Below are 19,172 nucleotides of genomic sequence, written 5' to 3'. Positions count from 1 at the left end.
GGCTTCCAAATTTGGAAGCCTTTTTTGTATCTATAGTTATTTACTTGGCGGCGTTGTTGGTCGTACTTCAATTTTACTTGGTAATGTACGTGGATGCATTTTTAATAAATCGACCACTAACTCGCCAATATCTTCAATTTGTATTTTCCATGCGCCTTCATCGTTTGGCTCGTTTCCGTTAAAGTAAGTCGAAACAGATCCTGGCATAATAGTACTAACCTTTATGCCGTATTTACGCAAATCTAACATTACCGCTTGGGTAAATCCGGTAACACCAAATTTACTAGCGTTATACGCAGATCCGCCAGCAAAAAAGTTGGTACCTGCTAAACTTGAAATAGTAATGTAATACCCTTTACTTGCTTTAAGTGCATCTACACTTGCTTTAATCGAATTAAAAACACCTGTTAGATTGGTATCTATAACTTCATTCCATTGTGTTGTAGTTAAATCTTCTATACTACCAAAATGTCCTAAACCTGCATTAGCAATGACAATGTCTAACTGTCCAAAGGTATCTACAGTTGTTTTAACAGCTTGTTGCTGACTTTCTAACTCTCTAACATCTGCTTCTAGTCCGATTGCTTTTGCAGAAGACACTTCTGCATTAAGTTGTTCTGCTGCTTTTTGCGCAGATGCTACACTTCTACTGGTTATAGCTACGTTAACACCTTGTTGCATTAATGCATAGGCTATACCATATCCAATGCCTTTTGATCCGCCTGTTATTAAAGCGACTTTATTATTTAAATTGCTCATAGAATTTTATTTTTTGGTTGAAACCCAAAGTTACAAAACCTACAACGCAAGTCGAATTTTAAAATGTTAGGATATTTATAAAATTGAAATAATCTCTGACTTGAACACTAGGACAGCAAACATACCCGCGTTAAGGATTGAATGGCATGTTTGAGCTCTCCCAACTTTTTAGTTGGGAAGCGAGTAATGAAAGCCTGACCCTTTAGGGTAACGCCAAAATAAAATTAATTAAGCATGTCCCACAACTTATCTTTAAGCGTTGTAATGCCTTGTTGTGCTACACTTGAGATAAATAAATATGGAATTGGTAAGGTATTGTCTAACTCTTGTTTTAGTTCGGCTTTAAGTTCGTCATCTAACATATCACATTTTGAGATGGCTATCATACGGTCTTTATCCAACATTTCTGGATTGTAACGTCTAAGCTCGTCTAACAAAATCTCGTACTGTTTGTTGATATCTGGTGCATCTGCTGGAATTAAAAATAGCAATACCGAATTACGCTCTATGTGACGTAAGAAGTAATAGCCTAAGCCTTTACCTTCGGCAGCTCCTTCTATAATCCCCGGGATATCTGCCATTATAAAAGTTTGATAATCGCGATATTTTACAATACCTAGATTTGGCTTTAAGGTTGTAAACTCGTAATCTGCAATTTTTGGTTTTGCAGCGGTCATTACAGATAGTAAAGTAGATTTTCCTGCGTTAGGAAAACCTACTAAACCTACATCTGCTAAGACTTTAAGCTCTAATGTTATGTCTTTTTCTTCTAACGGAATACCTGGTTGTGCGTAACGTGGTGTTTGGTTGGTACTGCTTTTAAAGTGCCAGTTACCTAAACCACCTTTTCCTCCTTCGGCAACAATTTTTTCTTCACCTTGTTCGGTGATTTCAAAAAGGATATCGTTAGTTTCTGTATCTCTAATTACAGTTCCTAATGGTACTTCGATAATGTAATCTTCTCCATCTGATCCTGTACTACGATTACTACTACCGTCGCCTCCATGACCGGCACGGATATGACGCTGAAATTTTAAATGTAGTAATGTCCAAAGGTTTTCGTTACCTCTAATAATTACGTGTCCTCCACGTCCACCATCGCCTCCATCTGGTCCACCTTTTGCGTTATATTTTTCGCGGTTAAGATGCGCAGATCCTTTCCCTCCTTTTCCTGAAGAGACATGCATTTTTACGTAATCTACAAAGTTACCTTCGGTCATTTACTTAGTTTATTTGTGAATTTATAAATTCGTTTTATGAAGAATCTAAGCATTTCAGATTAACATATAAACGAATAAACGCATTTTAAAGTTTATCGATTACAGCGCAAAGACGCTCTGTAATTTCTTCTATGCTACCAACACCATCTACTCCAAAATATTTATCTTGAGCTGAGTAATAATCTTTTAAGATAGCGGTTTTGTTGTAATATTCTTTAATTCTGTTTCGGATGATAGACTCGTCTGCATCATCTGCTCTACCACTAGATTTACCACGTTCTAAAAGACGTTGTACTAAAACTTCGTCGTCTACTTCTAAAGCGATCATCGCATTAATTTGAGAATCTTTAGTATCCATTAGTTTATCTAAAGCTTCTGCTTGTGCGTTAGTACGCGGAAAACCATCAAATATAAATCCGTTGGCATCTGCATTTTTTTCAACTTCTGCGTTTAACATGTCAATAGTTACTTGATCTGGTACAAGTTCTCCTTTATCCATGTATGACTTAGCCAACATACCTAATGCTGTTTCGTTTTTGATATTAAATCTAAATACATCGCCAGTAGAAATATGTACTAAGTTATATTTTTCTTTTAAAAAGTTTGCTTGTGTGCCTTTACCTGCTCCTGGAGGACCAAATAATACTAAGTTAGTCATGTGTTGTGTTGTTTTTAGTTGATATACTGCTGGCAAATCTCTACCTAAACCATCATAGTCTAATCCATATCCTACAATAAATTTGTTAGGTATTTCTATACCAACATAATGAAGTTTAAAGTCTTTTTTATAAGCTTCTGGTTTGTAAAACAGTGTCGCAATAACTAGTTGCTTTACATTTTCGTTTTTAAAAATACGATGAATTTCATGTAATGTATTACCTGTATCTATTATGTCTTCTAAAATAACTACAGTTCTTCCTGTTAAGTCTTGTGTTAAACCAATTAATCTTTGGATATCTTCTGTGGATTTAACGCCTTCATAAGATGCTAATTTTATAAAGGTAACTTCACAAGGTTTTGGATATTTTTTTACAAAATCACTTACTAGCATAAATGATCCGTTTAAAATACCAACAAAAACAGGTACTTCATCTCCTAAATCATTAGCTACATCTTGTGCCATTTTAGTAACAGCAGCGTCTATTTGTTGTTCAGAAATAAAAGGCTTAAATTCTTTGTCGTGAAGCTTTATAGTTTTCATTGTAAAAAATTAAAAAGCAAATATAAGGATTTGTAGCAGCTTAACGATATTTGATTTAGATTTTTAAAGGCTATTTTACATTTAAAATGTATTTTTGTTGCACACAACTAATATTAAAAATGAATTATTTTTCTTCAAACTTTAAATTAGGTATTCTTGGTGGCGGACAACTAGGTAAAATGCTACTTTACAATACCCGAAAATTTGATATTCAAACCTTTGTTTTAGATAATAGTGATCAAGCACCAAGTAAAATTGCTTGTGATAAATTTGTAAAAGGCGATTTGTTAGATTTTGATACGGTTTACAACTTTGGAAAACAAGTTGATGTACTAACTATCGAAATTGAAAACGTAAACGTTGATGCTTTAGAAAAACTAGAAAACGAAAACATAAAAGTCTATCCATCTTCAAAAACATTACGCCAAATACAAAATAAAGCAAAGCAAAAATTATTTTATGTAGACCACAATCTTCCAACTGCGCCTTTTAGCAGATTTGCTTATTTATCTGAAATAGAGGATGCTATTAATAATGGAGGTTTAGAATTACCATTTGTATGGAAAGCTGCTAGATTTGGTTATGATGGTAACGGTGTAAAAATTGTAAGACAATTAAGTGATTTGGAAGGTTTACCTGCTGGCGAATGTATTGCAGAACAAATCATTCCGTTTAAAAACGAATTAGCTGTAATTGTAGCAAGAAATGTCTCAGGAGACATTAAAACGTATCCCGTTGTTGAAATGGAATTTCATCCTGAAGCCAATCAAGTAGAATATGTAATATGTCCTGCACGTATTAATGATGACGTTGCAAAAAAAGCACAAGATGTGGCTTTAAAAACATCAGAAGCTTTTAACCATGTTGGATTATTAGCAGTAGAAATGTTTCAGACACAAGACGACCAAATTTTAATAAATGAAGTTGCGCCAAGACCACATAATTCTGGACATCAAACCATAGAAGCTAGTTTTACTAGTCAGTTTGAACAACATTTACGCGCCATTTTAGATTTACCTTTAGGTGAAACTAAAAGTAAAGTTGGCGGAATTATGGTAAATCTTGTTGGTGCAGAAGGACATACAGGAAATGTTTTATATAAGAACATAGAAAGTATAATGAACCTTGAAGGTGTTACACCACATATTTATGGTAAAAAACAAACACGTCCGTTTAGAAAAATGGGACACGTAACCATAGTTAACGAAGATTTAAGCAAAGCAAGACAAATTGCAGAGAAAGTAAAAAATACAATACAAGTAATAAGCGAATAACATGAGTAAAGTTGCAATAGTAATGGGAAGCAATAGCGATATGCCAGTAATGCAAGACGCTATTGATATTTTAAAAGGGTTTGATATAGAAATAGAAGTAGATATTGTTTCTGCCCATCGTACACCAGAAAAATTATTTGATTTTAGCAATAACGCACATAAAAGAGGTATTAATGTAATTATAGCTGGTGCTGGTGGCGCAGCTCATTTACCGGGTATGGTTGCCTCTATGAGTCCGTTACCAGTAATTGGTGTTCCTGTAAAAAGTAGTAACTCTATAGATGGTTGGGACTCAGTTTTATCTATTTTACAAATGCCAGGTGGCGTACCTGTTGCTACTGTAGCATTAAACGGAGCTAAAAACGCTGGTATATTGGCTGCTCAAATTATTGGCGCTTCAGACCAATGCGTTTTAGATAAAATTATGGCTTATAAAGAAGGCTTAAAACTAAAAGTAGAACAAGCTGCTAAAGACATTAAAAAATGGTAGTAACAATAACACTAATAAGTTTAGTTATTGCTGTAGCAGTGGTAAACTATTTACAAAGAAAAGACAGATTAAAATGAAATTTATGTAGAAGGAATGACCAAAATCTTTAACGAAAAGAAGTTTGCAAATAAAATGCTGAGTAAAAAACTTTCAGTAATAGCATAAAAAAAGCCTCGACTTCCGTCAAGGCTTTACATCGCTATTAATCTTTCTATATGAGTTTTACTCACATCAAAAAAACTTAAGTCAAAGGTCTTAGTTTTGTTGAAAATGAAAGAATTGAGGCAAAAATTATTTTGTTTTTAGATAAAATGCGTTTTTTATCGCTCAAAAACAAACTTACTGAGTATAAGACAGAAAAAAAGCCTCAAAACTTAATTTGAGGCTTTTTATCGCTATTAATCAATAATTTTTATGTGAGTAACCAGCTCACGGGAAAAAATCGAGTCAAAGATAACACAAATAAGTATTTCAAAAAAAAAAATATTTATTTTTTATGAAAAATTTAAACTTAAACGTTTTCGGTATGAATATACTTCTTAATAAATTTAACACTAAATATAATTCTGCTCCATTTCAATCTATTAAAAATGAAGATTTTAAACCAGCAATAGAGACTTTAATTAAAGAAACGAAAGCAGAAATTGAAACAATTACCAATTCAGAGAAAATTCCTACTTTCAGTAATACTATTGAAGCTTTAGAATATGCTGGACAACAATTAGATAGAGCTACAAGTGTATTTTTTAATTTAAATTCGGCAGAGACTAATGAGGAAATTCAGAAAATTGCTCAAGACATTTCTCCTCTTTTATCAGAATTTAGTAACGACATTACTTTAAACGAAAAACTCTTTGCGCGTATTAAAGACGTTTACAATCAAAAAGAGCAACTTGATCTTTCCGAAGAACAAAAAACCTTATTAGATAAAAAATATAAAAGCTTTGCAAGAAACGGTGCAAACCTTTCTGAAGATAAAAAGGAACAATTAAGAGCGATTGATAAAAAATTAGCATCGCTTAAATTAAAGTTTGGTGAAAATGTATTAGCAGAAACTAATGCTTTTGAAATGCATATCACCAACCAAACGGACCTAGAAGGGTTACCAGAAGGCGCAATTGAAGCAGCACAACAATTAGCCGAAAGTAAAGGTAAAGATGGCTGGTTAATCACTTTAGATTACCCTAGCTACATTCCTTTTATGACCTATGCAAAAAACAGAGAATTACGTAAAAAACTCTCGATTGCTTTTGGAAGTAAAGGGTTTAACAATAATAAATTAGACAATCAAAAAAATGTTTTAGAAATTGCTAAACTAAGACACCAACGCGCCAATTTATTAGGCTATAAAACACATGCTCATTTTGTTTTAGAAGAACGCATGGCTGAAACACCTGCAAAAGTTGAAAGCTTTTTAAATGATTTATTAGACAAAGCAAAACCTGCTGCGGAACGTGAGTTTGCCAACCTTCAAAATTTTGCAAAAGAATTAGATGGTATAGATCACCTTGAAAAATGGGATGGCGCTTATTACAGTGAAAAGCTCAAGCAAAAGCTTTTCAATTTAGATGACGAAAAACTAAAACCATACTTCAAATTAGAAAACGTTATTGATGGCGCCTTTAAAGTAGCCAATAAATTATTTGGATTGACTTTTAAAGAAATTGATACTATTGACAAGTATCATCCAGATGTATTGACTTACGAAGTTTTAGATGAAAATGGTGACTTAGTTTCAATCTTTTATGCAGATTTTTTCCCGCGTGCAGGAAAACGTAACGGAGCTTGGATGACGTCTTATAAACCTCAATTTGTACAAAACGGCGTTAATGAAAGACCACATGTTTCTATCGTTTGTAACTTTACAAAACCAACCAAAAGCAAACCTTCTTTATTAACATTTAATGAAGTAACCACTTTGTTTCATGAGTTTGGTCATGCATTACACGGTATGCTAGCAAATACCACTTACCCTAGTCTATCCGGTACAAGCGTGTATTGGGATTTTGTAGAATTACCAAGTCAAGTGCTAGAAAATTGGTGTTACGAAAAAGAAGCGTTAGAATTATTTGCAACACACTATGAAACCGGAGAACTAATCCCAATGGATTTAGTAGAAAAAATTAAAGAAAGTGCCACTTTTAATGAAGGTATGCAAACCTTACGTCAAATAAGTTTTGGCTTATTAGATATGCATTGGCACGGTATTAACCCAACCGAAGTTACAGATGTAAAAGCACATGAAAATGAAGCTTTTAAAGACACGAAATTATATCCTGATGTAGAAGAAAATTGTATGAGCACAGCATTTTCTCATATTTTTCAAGGTGGATATTCTTCTGGGTATTATAGCTATAAATGGGCAGAAGTTTTAGATGCAGATGCATTTGATTATTTTAAACAAAACGGCATTTTTAATCGTGATATTGCTTTAAAATTTAAAGACAATGTACTTACAAAAGGCGGTACTGAAAATCCACTAATCTTATATAAACGCTTTAGAGGTCAAGACCCAAAACCAGAAGCTTTATTAAAACGTGCTGGGTTGATTAAGTAATATTTTATGTCATTCTGAAGGTAGTAAATAATTAAAACATTAATTGTATTACTTCTTCAGAATGATATTTTTTTTAATAAACTTTCAAAGTTTATTGAAAGTTTAAAAGTTATTAATATATTTGTGTCATGGAATATCAAGAAGCAAAAGATAAATTTATAAACACTTGGGGAAGTTTGGGCACGCTTTGGGGAATTAATAAAGCTATGGCTCAAATACAGGCATTGCTTTTTATTTCGACAAAACCATTATCTATGGAAGAAATCATGGAAGATCTTCAGATTTCAAGAGGTAACACAAGCATGAATCTTAGACAATTAATGGATTGGGGAATTGTTACAAAAGAGCTTATTCCAGGTGAACGTAAAGACTTTTTTACAACAGAAAAAGACGTTGAAGAATTAGCTAGAATTGTAGCTAAAGAACGTAGCCGAAGAGAAATAAAACCAGTTATTAAGGTTTTAAACGATGTCTCTTCTATTAAAGATGATGGCACAGAAAAAACTAAAGAATTAATTAAACAAACAAAAGCTTTAAAAGAACTTACTGATAATTTAGACGTTTTAATGAACAAACTTGTAGACCAAAAACAAAACTGGATTACTAAGTCTTTATTAAAATTAATCAAATAAAAAAATTTAAATTAAATTTTCAATATTTTCTGAAAGTTTCAAAATAATAAAATTATGAAAATAGAATCTTATTTAAATCTCATATTTTATTTATTCACCTTAAGCCTCTATTTATATGAAACTATTTATGGTGCACTAATTCAAATAGTATTAGGAATAATCCAAATTGTGATAGCAATTTCAATAAATAGTAATATCAAAAAATTAAATAACTATTCAATAAAACTTATAAATATCTATTGGATATTAATTGGATTGTGGCTTTCAACAACAATTTTAATCAAAGTAATTTTTGGTTTACAAAACGTATTTATTCCATTGTTATTAGTAACACCAATGATTATCGGGACATATTTCACAATCGTGCTTTTTAAAATACAAAAGGTATGAACGTAAACATTATCACATACTGCATTTACCTACCAATAATTGTATTTATTACGGTAAGAATTGGATGGATATGCTATAAAAATGGAGAATTATTTTTAATAAACTTATTTGAAGACATAGCAATAGTAAAATCAATTAATAACTTATTACTAAATAGGATATTATCTAACTAATATTGGCTATGCTATAATTACAATTTCCTATTGGGAAACTATACATAATGTAGTCGAGGTAATAAGCAGCCTAAACTTTACTTTAGGAAAAATCATACTAATACTTGCCGCATTACATTACAACAATATTTTTTGGCTTCAATTAACACATAAACACAAATTTTTAAAACAATAAATTATGGAACATTCAAAAATCATTATCGGTTACTTTATTTACCTACCAATAGTTATTGCACTAACAATATTTGTTTCTAAAATGCTCTTTAAAAACGGAAAGCTTTTTATGATAGATATTTTTAAAGGAAAAGAGGATATCGCTTTAGCAACCAACAAACTATTTGAGATAGGTTTTTACCTTATTAATATTGGTTTTGCACTGTATACAATGAAGATTTTTTACTACGGAAGTGATCCTATGAGCTCACAAACACTAATAGAAATTTTAAGTAAAAAATTAGGCGGATTTACCATCTATTTAGGCATCATGCTATTTTTTAATCTGTTCCTATTTTTTAGAGGAAGAAAAAAATCTAGAACTACTACTAAAACGGTTTATAATCCTCAAATAAATAGCTAAATATGAAAAAAATAATTATTGCAGGAGGAAGTGGTTTTTTAGGAGAAATCTTAAAAAACCACTTTAAAAAAGAAAAATATGATGTGTTTATTTTAACTAGAAATCCAAAACATAAAAATGATATTTATTGGAACGGAAAAGATATTGACACATGGACTGATCATCTAGAAAACGCAAGCGCTATAATCAATTTAGCCGGTAAATCTGTAGACTGTAGATACACTAAAAAAAATAAAAAAGCTATTTATGATTCTAGAATTGAATCCACTAAAGTTTTAGGATTAGCGATAAATAAATGTGAAAATCCGCCAAAATTTTGGATAAATTCATCTACTGCTACAATTTATGATAATAGTTTTGAGAGAATCAACACTGAAGATGATGGAATAATTGGAGATGATTTTTCAATGAATATTGCAAAATCATGGGAACTTGCCTTCAATGAAATCAACACGCCTAAAACCAAAAAAATCATACTTCGCACATCAATTGTTTTAGGTAAAAAAGGTGGAGCTATTATTCCTTTAAAAAAAATCACAAAGTTATTTTTAGGAGGAAAACAGGCTTCAGGAAAACAAAAGGTGAGTTGGATACATGAAGAGGACTTTGCAAATGCCATTCAATTTTTAATTGACAATAATAAACAAGGCATTTTTAATTTATGCGTACCAAAACCAACTGACAATAAAACTTTAATGAAATCTTTAAGAAAAGTATTAAATATTCCTTTTGGAATACCACAACCAAAATGGTTAATAAAAGCTGGAGCTTTTTTAATAGGTACAGAACCAGAACTAGTAACAAGAAGTAGAAATGTATACCCAGAAAAACTTTTAAATAATGGTTTCAAATTTAAGTATACTAACATAGAAAATGCTTTGAAAGATATTTTGCATTAAGTAAACTCTTATCATAGTGTTAAATAAGCCAAAAACCGTGGTTTTTTTAGTTATTTTTGAAAAATGAAAAAGAAAAAACCAGCTAATGCCAAAACACACTTTAAATCCTAACAATTGGGTTGATCTTTATAGTGACTACCTATTTAATTACACAATAACGCGTGTAAATGATCGTGTCATTGCTCAAGATTTAGTGTCCGAAACTTTTTTGGCTGGGTTAAACGCTATGAAAAACTTTAAAGGTGAAGCGGCTGAGCGTACTTGGCTTATTTCAATTTTAAAGCGAAAAATTATTGATTACTATCGTAAGATCAATTCTAATAAAGGAAAAGCCGAAGTTAGAATGACTTACAATGATTCTGAATCTGAAGGCGATTGGTTAGAAGAGCGTATTGCAGATCCTTTTGACAAAACAGCAGAAGATAGCATTGAAAACGAAGAATTAGCAGACGCAATACAAAGCTGCATTGCTAAACTACCTAAAAAACAAGCTGAAGTCTTTAAGAAGAAAACCATCTTAAATCAAGAAACAGAAACAATTAGTAAGGAACTAAACATTACAGCGTCTAACCTATGGGTAATTGTTCACAGAGCTAGAGTTGCTCTTGCAAGTTGCTTAGAAAAAAATTGGTTTTAAATCATGGGATTATTTTTTATTAAATGCAAAGAGGCTGGTCATGTTTGTGATAAATATCAATATAAAGAAGCTTCAATAACTGAAAAAATAAAACTTAAAATTCATTTAATGTATTGTTCTGCTTGCAGAAAACACTCTAAATCAAACAAAAAATTAAGTCAGTTGTTAAATAAAATTAAATTTCAGTTTTTATCTTCAGAAGAAAAAGATAATATAAAAAAGTCTTTTGAAAAAGAATTAAAAAAGCATCAACAATAGCCATAAAATAGGCAAAGCTTCAACCCAAAAAGAAGCGTAATATTTATTTCTGTTTTTTGTAGAAAACAAAATAAATAGCATTAAAACAAAAGCCACAATTACTTCTTTGTAAAGAAAGTGAATTAGAATTTCTTCTTTAAATACATTTAAACCTAAAAAAAAGAAAAGTAGTAAAACACCAAGTATTTTGGTCTTTTTTATACCAATTTGTTGCGGGATTGTTGCTAGTTTTATACTATCATATTTTAGATCCCTTATTTCAAAAGGAATCATTAAAGCTAACACAAATACAAAATTTTGTAATACAGTAATCCAGACTTTAGTTTCTAACTCTTGATTGTTGTTTAATATAGGTAAAACAACTGTAGTAAATGCCCACACAGCTGCTATTATATACACCTTTAATCCACTTATTTGTCTTAAATTTTGGTGTTCATCCAAATACATTTGTTTTGGCAAAAAGGGTATAGCATATAAAAAAGTTATAAGCCCTAACCCTGTTAAAACAACCATAACTTTATACTCTAATCTAAAAGCATAAAACAGCATTAACAAAAAACTAAAAAACGAAAAGACCTGAATAACTTTTAACCATTTTGCCAAGCTACGATGATGCCACTTAGCAATACCAAAATACTTTACAAAATTATAACCTGTAATTGTAGCGTAAAAATTAAAATATAGGATGTTTTCGTCGTAAGGCAAGTTAAAAACAAGAAGCGTAATCCAACTTAAAGCATATACTGCTAAAGCCACATGTATACTGCTATTTATATAAAAATCTAAAAGCTGTTTGACTATCTTCATCACACAAAAATAATCAATCTGTTAATAAAGCTTTTAAATGGTTAAAAACTTTCAAATTTTAACTAAAAAATGCTATAAGATTTCATTAATTTTGCAATCGCATAAAAATGCGTTTTAAAACGCTAAATTAATTTGTCATTCTCATGAAAATGAGAGCCTAACAACACAACACTAATGAACACAAACGCTTTTGCTTTGCGCCATATTGGTCCAAGAGAAAATGACATTAAAGAAATGTTACAAACAATAGGTGCAGAAAGTATTGAACAACTAATTTACGAAACTATTCCTTCTAACATTCGTCTTGAAAAAGATTTAGGTTTAGATGAAGCTATGACGGAATATGAGTATTCTACACACATTAATAATTTATCTAAACTTAACAAAACGTACAAGACTTACATTGGTTTAGGCTATCATCCAACAATTTTACCGGCTGTTATACAGCGTAATATTTTAGAAAATCCAGGTTGGTATACTGCTTACACACCTTACCAAGCAGAGATTGCACAAGGTCGTTTAGAAGCCTTATTAAATTTCCAAACCATGATTACCGATCTTACCGGTATGGAACTTGCAAACGCCTCTTTACTTGACGAAAGTACTGCTGCTGCAGAAGCTATGAGTCTTTTATTTGCTGTTAGAGAAAGAGCTCAAAAAAAAGAAAATGTAAATAAGTTTTTTGTTTCAGATGCAGTTTTACCTCAAACCATTTCGGTTTTAAAGACACGTGCGCTTCCTATCGGAATTGATTTAGTAATCGGAGATGAAAGCACATTTGATTTCTCTTCAGAATACTTCGGTGCTATTGTTCAGTATCCTGGTAAAAACGGACAAATTACAGACATTAAAACATTCATTGCTAAAGCAAATGAAAACAATATAAAAGTTGCAGTAGCAGCAGATATTTTAAGCTTAATTAAGCTTGAAGCTCCAGGACAATTTGGTGCCGATGTTGTTGTTGGTACAACACAACGTTTTGGTATACCAATGGGTTATGGTGGTCCTCATGCAGCTTATTTTGCAACAAAAGAAGCTTATAAACGTGATATTCCTGGTCGTATTATAGGCGTTACCAAAGACGCTAACGACAACCGTGCATTACGTATGGCGCTTCAAACAAGAGAACAACACATTAAACGTGATAGAGCAACATCTAACATTTGCACAGCACAAGTTTTACTAGCGGTAATGGCAGGTATGTATGCTGTTTACCATGGTCCAAAAGGCTTAACGTTTATAGCAAATAAAGTTCATAATAGTGCTTCTACCTTAGCGTCTACCCTTTCAAAAATGGGATTAGAACAAACAAACACATCTTTCTTTGACACTTTACAAGTCAAAGCTTATGCTGCTAAAGTAAAAGAAGTAGCAGAAAACAATGAAGTTAACTTCTACTATCAAGATGATAACACCGTTTTAATTTCTATTAACGAAACAACTTCAATTTCTGATTTAAATGAAATTGTTAAAATTTTCGCTGAAGCGGAAAACAAAAAAGCAATAGAAATTTCTGAATTATCAGAAACAAACAATATAGATACTGACTTAAACAGAACAAGTGATTTTTTAACACTTGAAGTATTTAATAGCTACCATTCTGAAACCGAATTAATGCGTTACATCAAAAAATTAGAACGCAAAGATTTAGCATTAAACCATTCTATGATTTCTTTAGGATCTTGTACAATGAAGTTAAATGCAGCTTCAGAAATGTTACCTTTAAGTCAAACAAATTGGGGAAGCATTCATCCATTTGCACCGATAGACCAAACAGAAGGTTACCAAAAAGTATTAAAAGCATTAGAAGATCAATTAACAGAAATTACAGGTTTTGCTGCAACATCTTTACAACCTAACTCTGGCGCACAAGGTGAATACGCTGGATTAATGGTAATTAAAGCGTATCACGAATCTCGTGGTGATCATCACCGTAACATCTGTTTAATTCCTAGTTCTGCTCACGGGACAAACCCTGCAAGTGCTGTAATGGCTGGCATGAAAGTAGTTGTTACAAAAGCAGACGATAATGGAAACATTGATGTAGAAGACTTACGTAATAAAGCTGAGTTGCACTCAGATAATCTTGCTGCTTTAATGGTAACTTACCCATCTACACACGGTGTGTACGAGTCAGCAATTAAAGACATTACAAAAATCATCCATGATAATGGCGGACAAGTTTACATGGATGGTGCAAACATGAACGCTCAAGTAGGATTAACAAACCCTGGTAATATTGGTGCAGATGTTTGTCACTTAAACTTACATAAAACGTTTGCTATTCCTCATGGTGGTGGCGGACCTGGTGTTGGCCCAATTTGTGTAGCTAAGCAATTAGCTCCGTTTTTACCTGGTAATCCAATTATAAAAACTGGTGGTGATAATGCTATTACAGCAATATCTGCAGCTCCTTTTGGAAGTTCTTTAGTATGTTTAATTTCTTATGGATATATTAAAATGTTAGGTGCTGAAGGGCTAAGAGCATCTACAGAAATAGCTATCTTAAACGCTAATTATATCAAACACCGTTTACAAGGCGCTTTTGAAACTTTATATTCTGGTGAAAGAGGTCGCGCAGCTCACGAAATGATTATAGACTGTAGACCATTTAAAGCTAACGGTATAGAAGTAACAGATATCGCAAAACGTTTAATGGATTACGGTTTCCACTCGCCTACTGTATCATTCCCTGTTGCAGGAACAATGATGATTGAACCAACAGAAAGTGAAAGTAAAGCCGAAATGGATCGTTTTTGTGACGCCATGATTTCTATTAGAAAAGAAATTGATGCTGTAACTAAAGAAGACGAAAACAACCCGCTAAAAAATGCACCTCATACTTTAGATATGCTAACAAGTGACGAATGGTTACTACCATACTCTCGTGAAAAAGCAGCATATCCTTTAGAGTATGTTAAAGAAAATAAATTTTGGCCTTCTGTACGTCGTGTAAATGATGCTTATGGAGATCGTAATTTAATCTGTACTTGTGCGCCAATAGAAGAATATATGGAAGCATAATAGCTTTTGGGCATCGTATAATATAAATTCAAATCTGTCTTTTTATTTAGTAGCTAGTATATTTGTATATTAGTAAAAAATAAAAAGGCAGATTTTTTTTATGACTATAAAAATTACCGGAACTGGAAGTTATATTCCAGAAAATATTGAAAAGAACGAAGACTTTCATCAACATGAGTTTTTAAATGTAGACGGTTCCCAAATCAACTCCCCGAACGAAGTTATTGTTGAAAAATTTAAAGCAATAACAGGTATTGTTGAAAGACGCTACGCAGACGATAAGTTAATAGCTTCCGATTTAGGTTTTCTTGCTGCAGAAAAAGCTATAGAAGACGCTAAAATTGATAGGGAAGATATAGATTACATTATCGTAGCACACAACTTTGGAGACGTTAAAAAAGATGCGATCCAAAGTGATATTTTACCTTGTTTAGCAACCAGAGTAAAACATAAACTTCGCATTAAAAACCCTAAATGTGTTGCTTATGACATATTATTTGGTTGTCCTGGTTGGATTGAAGGTACAATCCAAGCACAAGCATTTATAAAAGCTGGAATGGCAAAAAAATGTTTAGTAATTGGCGCCGAAACATTATCTAGAGTGGTAGATAAACACGATCGTGATAGCATGATTTACAGTGATGGCGCTGGCGCAACAATTATTGAAGCTACAGATGAAGAAGGTGGAATTTTAGCACACAATACCGCTAGTTTCACATACGATGAAGCCTATTATTTATTCTTCGGAAATTCTAACAATCCAGAATTAGACAAAGATACTAGGTACATTAAAATGCATGGTCGTAAAATTTACGAATTTGCATTAACAAACGTACCACTAGCTATGAAAGAATGCTTAGACGAAAGTGGTGTAGATATAAAAGACGTTAAAAAGATATTGATCCATCAAGCTAACGAAAAAATGGACGAAGCTATCATAAAACGTTTTTACAGACTTTACAAAACTCCTGTTCCAGAAGGCATTATGCCTATGAGTATTCATAAACTTGGTAACAGTTCGGTTGCAACCGTACCAACACTTATTGACTTAATTAGAAATAATAAATTAGAAAATCAGCAGATAGAAAAAGGAGATGTTATTATATTTGCTAGCGTTGGTGCAGGAATGCACATAAACGCTATTGTTTATAAATATTAATCCGCTGTTGCGGAAAATAACTAATGTACGAAAACACATTTCCGCATAAAAGATATAAGCTTACGTTTCAATTTTTAGAAAAACATATTTCTAAATCCGAAACCATTTTGGATTTAGGTGTAGAAAATCCGTTTACCAAAATACTAAAGGCTAACGGATTTTCTGTTAAAAACACTAAAGGTGAAGATTTAGATTTAGACACCTCAACTATAGAAAATTCCGATGCTACCGTAGTCACAGCTTTTGAAATTTTTGAACATCTACTCTCTCCTTTTACCGTTTTAAAAAGTATAAAAGCCAATAAATTAGTAATTAGCGTACCATTGCGTTTATGGTTTTCTTCTGCTTACAGAAGTAAAACCGATATGTGGGACAGACATTATCATGAGTTTGAAGATTGGCAATTAGACTGGCTACTAGAAAAAACAGGTTGGAAAATTATTGACCGACAAAAATGGACTAATCCAACCAAAAAATTAGGTATTAGACCAATTTTAAGATGGTTTACGCCAAGATATTATATTGTTTATGCAGAACGAATTTAAAAATAATTTAAAAATGAAATTCTGCATTATCATACCAGCGCATAACGAAGAAGACTCTATTGGATTAACGTTAGATTCTTTGGTTAAACAATCCTTACTTCCGCAGGAAATTATTGTGGTAAATGATAATTCTACAGATAAAACTAAAGGAATCGTTGAAGGTTTTCAGCAACAATTCAACTTTATAAAATTAGTTAATAACAGCTCATCAAATCAACATTTACCTGGCACAAAAATCATTAATGCTTTTTATAAAGGTTATGATATTGCAAACAAAAATTATGATGTGATTTGTAAGTTTGATGCCGATTTAATTTTTCCGCTTAATTATTTAGAACAGTTAGCATTTCATTTTAATAAAGATGAAACTATAGGAATGGTTGCTGGATATTGTTATATCGAAAAAAATAACCAATGGATTTTAGAGTCTATTACTGGTAAAGATCATATAAGAGGTGCTTTAAAAGCGTACACAAAATCATGTTTTGAAGCTATTGGACAGCTAAAAACATCTATGGGTTGGGATACTATCGATGAGTTATTAGCAAAGTATTTTGGTTACAAATTAGTTTTAGATGATAATCTTCATGTTAAACACTTAAAACCGACTGGCGCAAGCTACAATAAAGCTGCAAAACACCTACAAGGTGAAGCTATGTACAAAATGCGATATGGTATTACACTTACTTTTTTAACAGCTGTAAAAATGAGTTTAAAGAAAAAAAGTTGGCCTTACTTTTATAATTATCTAGTTGGTTATTTAAAAGCTACTTTTAATAATCCTGAGCGTTTAATTACTAAAGATCAAGGTAAATTTATTAGAAACTTACGCTGGAAAGGCATTAAAGAAAAACTTTTTTAATCTCTTAAGCTCCAGATTTTATAATCACTTAAAGCTTCTATTTTATTTTCAACTTCATCGTCTAATTCATGAAAAAAATCTATACCAGTCAAAGATTCTATTTTATCTACTGAAGTTACAAATTTGTATAAAGATTGACTAGATTCTTGATGTGGTAATAAGAATGCAATTACTTTCGTTTTTCCTGTATTATTATCTAATATTATTTTATAAAACTGGTCAGGCACAGCAACATCTTCTTCACCAATAGTCTTAAGATTATCTTTTAAAATTCCTCCTGTTACTACAAATACACCATCATATTTTTTTGCCCAATAACGTGTTTTTTGTTCTAAACGATTCCAGATTCCTGCATTAAAATCGTGATTTTGAGGTGAAATATTACTGGTTAAAAATGTTTCATCATGCGACTGTTTACTATATCTTCTATCTCCAGCAGGACATAAGTGACCACGATCGTAACCGGATTGCTTATAGTTGCGCCAATGTGCTGCGCCTGTTTTTACCGCTTTATCAATTTCAAAATATGGTCTTTTGTGTTGCTTGCTACTAAGATGAGATTTTTTAAGCTCGTAGGCTACCCATTCTGCTTGTTCATGTAATTCACTATAACTTAAACTGTAACCATTATGGTGGATTATTTGACCTGTTGTACTGCTTGGTAAAAAATATTCATTTGTATTATTTTTGACTTTCTTACCAATTTCAACATTAGCATTCTTTTCTTGATTGTCTAAATAAAAATTATAAGAATATAATGCTATTAAAGCAATTGCTGTTAGTAAAGAAACTTTGGTTTTATAAGTCATTTAAATCTACATTTAAAAAAATCAAAAATAGTGATAAATAAAAAAAAGACCTTTTCGTTTTGAAAAGGTCTTCTAACTAACACAAATAGACAATACTATTTCTCTTCTTCGTAATCTGCAATTTTATTCAGTTTTTCTATCTCTCTTTTATATTTTCTATTAGCCTTTTCGAAGTTTCCTTTTTCTATTTGTTTATTGTATTTTTTTATTGCTCTTTCATTAACTTTCATGTATTCTTCAACTGTTTCGGTTAACTCTTCTTGTAAATCGGCATACTTTTCAGAAACTTCCTCTATGTTTTCTTTATATTCTTTTTCTGAAACATTGGTCTCTGTCATTAACTCATTATATTCTTTTTGAATATCTGCAACATCTTCCATAACCTCTTCTGTTTTTAACCAGTCTGGAATACTATTATCTAAAGTTGCTATAACTCCTCTTAAATTTCCTACACGTTCTTTAGTGTAAATATTGGCTTTTTTCATTTCTTCTAACTCATATGTTAGAATATTAAATTGTTGCCAACCGTCAAAACCTACAGTTCCAGCTTCTGTTGTTTGGTAATTGATGTTTCTACCATCATTCATAGCATACTCTTTAGACATGACTTGGTCTGATTGCATGATATAATCACTTTCTGAGTTCCTACTTGAAGATTTATCCATTTCGTTTTCTAAATCTTCTACCTGTTCTTCTACAGTATCTACTTCTGTATCTTTTGTCTTATAATCATTTTTACAAGACATAAATGCTAAACCAGATACTACTAATGTTGTTGTTACTAACTTAATTGATTTCATAGTTTTTAGTTTTTTTGGTTTATATACCTTCAAAACTAATGGTAACTTTTATGTAGTAGAAATTTTAAAACATAAACTAATCCTAAAAATTTATTGAAA

At 31.7% G+C, this 19,172-nt stretch carries 20 protein-coding genes; 14 read left to right on the top strand and 6 right to left on the bottom strand.

What is annotated here, in order from left to right; all coding sequences use genetic code 11:
- Positions 1-36 precede the first annotated feature (36 nt).
- From WA340_RS01090 to WA340_RS01080, 3 genes are all read right to left on the bottom strand, one after another.
- On the bottom strand, positions 37-759 hold the full coding sequence (locus WA340_RS01090) for an SDR family oxidoreductase (RefSeq protein ID WP_336126943.1): 723 nt from the start codon (positions 757-759) through the stop codon (positions 37-39).
- Between the two features lie 224 nt (positions 760-983).
- Complete coding sequence (obgE, locus tag WA340_RS01085; RefSeq protein ID WP_336126942.1) at positions 984-1,979, bottom strand: GTPase ObgE; 996 nt, start codon at positions 1,977-1,979, stop codon at positions 984-986.
- 85 nt (positions 1,980-2,064) lie between these two features.
- Positions 2,065-3,180, bottom strand: a complete 1,116-nt coding sequence (locus WA340_RS01080; RefSeq protein WP_336126941.1) for an adenylate kinase — start codon at positions 3,178-3,180, stop codon at positions 2,065-2,067.
- Positions 3,181-3,299: 119 nt separating this feature from the next.
- Here WA340_RS01080 and WA340_RS01075 point away from each other — a divergent pair, with 119 nt between their 5' ends.
- From WA340_RS01075 to WA340_RS01030, 10 genes are all read left to right on the top strand, one after another.
- Positions 3,300-4,454, top strand: a complete 1,155-nt coding sequence (locus WA340_RS01075; RefSeq protein ID WP_336126940.1) for a 5-(carboxyamino)imidazole ribonucleotide synthase — start codon at positions 3,300-3,302, stop codon at positions 4,452-4,454.
- A gap of 1 nt (position 4,455) precedes the next feature.
- Positions 4,456-4,944 carry a 5-(carboxyamino)imidazole ribonucleotide mutase gene (gene purE / locus WA340_RS01070; RefSeq protein WP_336126939.1) on the top strand — a complete coding sequence of 163 codons (489 nt, stop codon included), beginning with the start codon at positions 4,456-4,458 and terminating at the stop codon, positions 4,942-4,944.
- Between the two features lie 526 nt (positions 4,945-5,470).
- Positions 5,471-7,501 (top strand): M3 family metallopeptidase, encoded by a 2,031-nt coding sequence (locus WA340_RS01065; RefSeq protein WP_336126938.1) that lies wholly within the window; start codon positions 5,471-5,473, stop codon positions 7,499-7,501.
- Positions 7,502-7,629: 128 nt separating this feature from the next.
- Positions 7,630-8,133 carry a GbsR/MarR family transcriptional regulator gene (locus WA340_RS01060; protein WP_336126937.1) on the top strand — a complete coding sequence of 168 codons (504 nt, stop codon included), beginning with the start codon at positions 7,630-7,632 and terminating at the stop codon, positions 8,131-8,133.
- A 54-nt stretch (positions 8,134-8,187) separates the two neighbouring features.
- Positions 8,188-8,523, top strand: a complete 336-nt coding sequence (locus WA340_RS01055) for a hypothetical protein (RefSeq protein WP_336126936.1) — start codon at positions 8,188-8,190, stop codon at positions 8,521-8,523.
- On the top strand, positions 8,520-8,696 hold the full coding sequence (locus WA340_RS01050) for a hypothetical protein (protein WP_336126935.1): 177 nt from the start codon (positions 8,520-8,522) through the stop codon (positions 8,694-8,696). The genes WA340_RS01055 and WA340_RS01050 overlap by 4 nt, the downstream gene beginning before the upstream one ends.
- A 178-nt stretch (positions 8,697-8,874) precedes the next feature.
- Positions 8,875-9,273, top strand: a complete 399-nt coding sequence (locus tag WA340_RS01045) for a hypothetical protein (RefSeq protein WP_336126934.1) — start codon at positions 8,875-8,877, stop codon at positions 9,271-9,273.
- 2 nt (positions 9,274-9,275) lie between these two features.
- On the top strand, positions 9,276-10,172 hold the full coding sequence (locus WA340_RS01040; protein ID WP_336126933.1) for a TIGR01777 family oxidoreductase: 897 nt from the start codon (positions 9,276-9,278) through the stop codon (positions 10,170-10,172).
- Positions 10,173-10,257: 85 nt separating this feature from the next.
- Entirely contained in the window at positions 10,258-10,809 is a 552-nt protein-coding gene (locus tag WA340_RS01035) for a sigma-70 family RNA polymerase sigma factor (RefSeq protein WP_027880243.1), read from the top strand.
- Between the two features lie 3 nt (positions 10,810-10,812).
- Positions 10,813-11,067 (top strand): hypothetical protein, encoded by a 255-nt coding sequence (locus tag WA340_RS01030; RefSeq protein WP_336126932.1) that lies wholly within the window; start codon positions 10,813-10,815, stop codon positions 11,065-11,067.
- Here the strand turns inward: WA340_RS01030 and WA340_RS01025 are convergent.
- On the bottom strand, positions 11,047-11,874 hold the full coding sequence (locus WA340_RS01025; RefSeq protein ID WP_336126931.1) for a hypothetical protein: 828 nt from the start codon (positions 11,872-11,874) through the stop codon (positions 11,047-11,049). The two genes, WA340_RS01030 and WA340_RS01025, sit on opposite strands and share 21 nt — an antisense overlap.
- Positions 11,875-12,048: 174 nt before the next feature.
- Here WA340_RS01025 and gcvP point away from each other — a divergent pair, with 174 nt between their 5' ends.
- The 4 genes from gcvP (at position 12,049) to WA340_RS01005 (ending at position 17,464) form a co-directional block, all read left to right on the top strand.
- The gene (gene gcvP / locus WA340_RS01020) at positions 12,049-14,898 is read left to right on the top strand and encodes an aminomethyl-transferring glycine dehydrogenase (RefSeq protein WP_336126930.1); all 2,850 of its coding nucleotides are present in this window, start codon (positions 12,049-12,051) and stop codon (positions 14,896-14,898) included.
- 100 nt (positions 14,899-14,998) lie between these two features.
- Entirely contained in the window at positions 14,999-16,057 is a 1,059-nt protein-coding gene (locus WA340_RS01015) for a 3-oxoacyl-ACP synthase III family protein (RefSeq protein WP_336126929.1), read from the top strand.
- A 23-nt stretch (positions 16,058-16,080) separates the two neighbouring features.
- Complete coding sequence (locus WA340_RS01010; protein ID WP_336126928.1) at positions 16,081-16,602, top strand: methyltransferase; 522 nt, start codon at positions 16,081-16,083, stop codon at positions 16,600-16,602.
- A gap of 13 nt (positions 16,603-16,615) precedes the next feature.
- A complete protein-coding gene (locus WA340_RS01005; RefSeq protein WP_336126927.1) occupies positions 16,616-17,464 on the top strand; it encodes a glycosyltransferase family 2 protein in 849 nt (282 codons plus the stop codon).
- Here WA340_RS01005 and WA340_RS01000 read toward each other — a convergent pair.
- Positions 17,461-18,273 (bottom strand): DNA/RNA non-specific endonuclease, encoded by an 813-nt coding sequence (locus WA340_RS01000; RefSeq protein ID WP_336126926.1) that lies wholly within the window; start codon positions 18,271-18,273, stop codon positions 17,461-17,463. The two genes, WA340_RS01005 and WA340_RS01000, sit on opposite strands and share 4 nt — an antisense overlap.
- Before the next feature lie 95 nt (positions 18,274-18,368).
- Positions 18,369-19,073: a hypothetical protein gene (locus tag WA340_RS00995; protein WP_336126925.1), complete on the bottom strand. Its 705-nt coding sequence runs from the start codon at positions 19,071-19,073 to the stop codon at positions 18,369-18,371.
- Positions 19,074-19,172 lie beyond the last annotated feature (99 nt).

It is taken from the genome of Mesoflavibacter sp. CH_XMU1422-2, assembly GCF_037029245.1.
Taxonomy (GTDB): Bacteria; Bacteroidota; Bacteroidia; order Flavobacteriales; family Flavobacteriaceae; genus Mesoflavibacter; species Mesoflavibacter zeaxanthinifaciens.
This window is presented reverse-complemented; position numbering and strand designations above follow the sequence as displayed.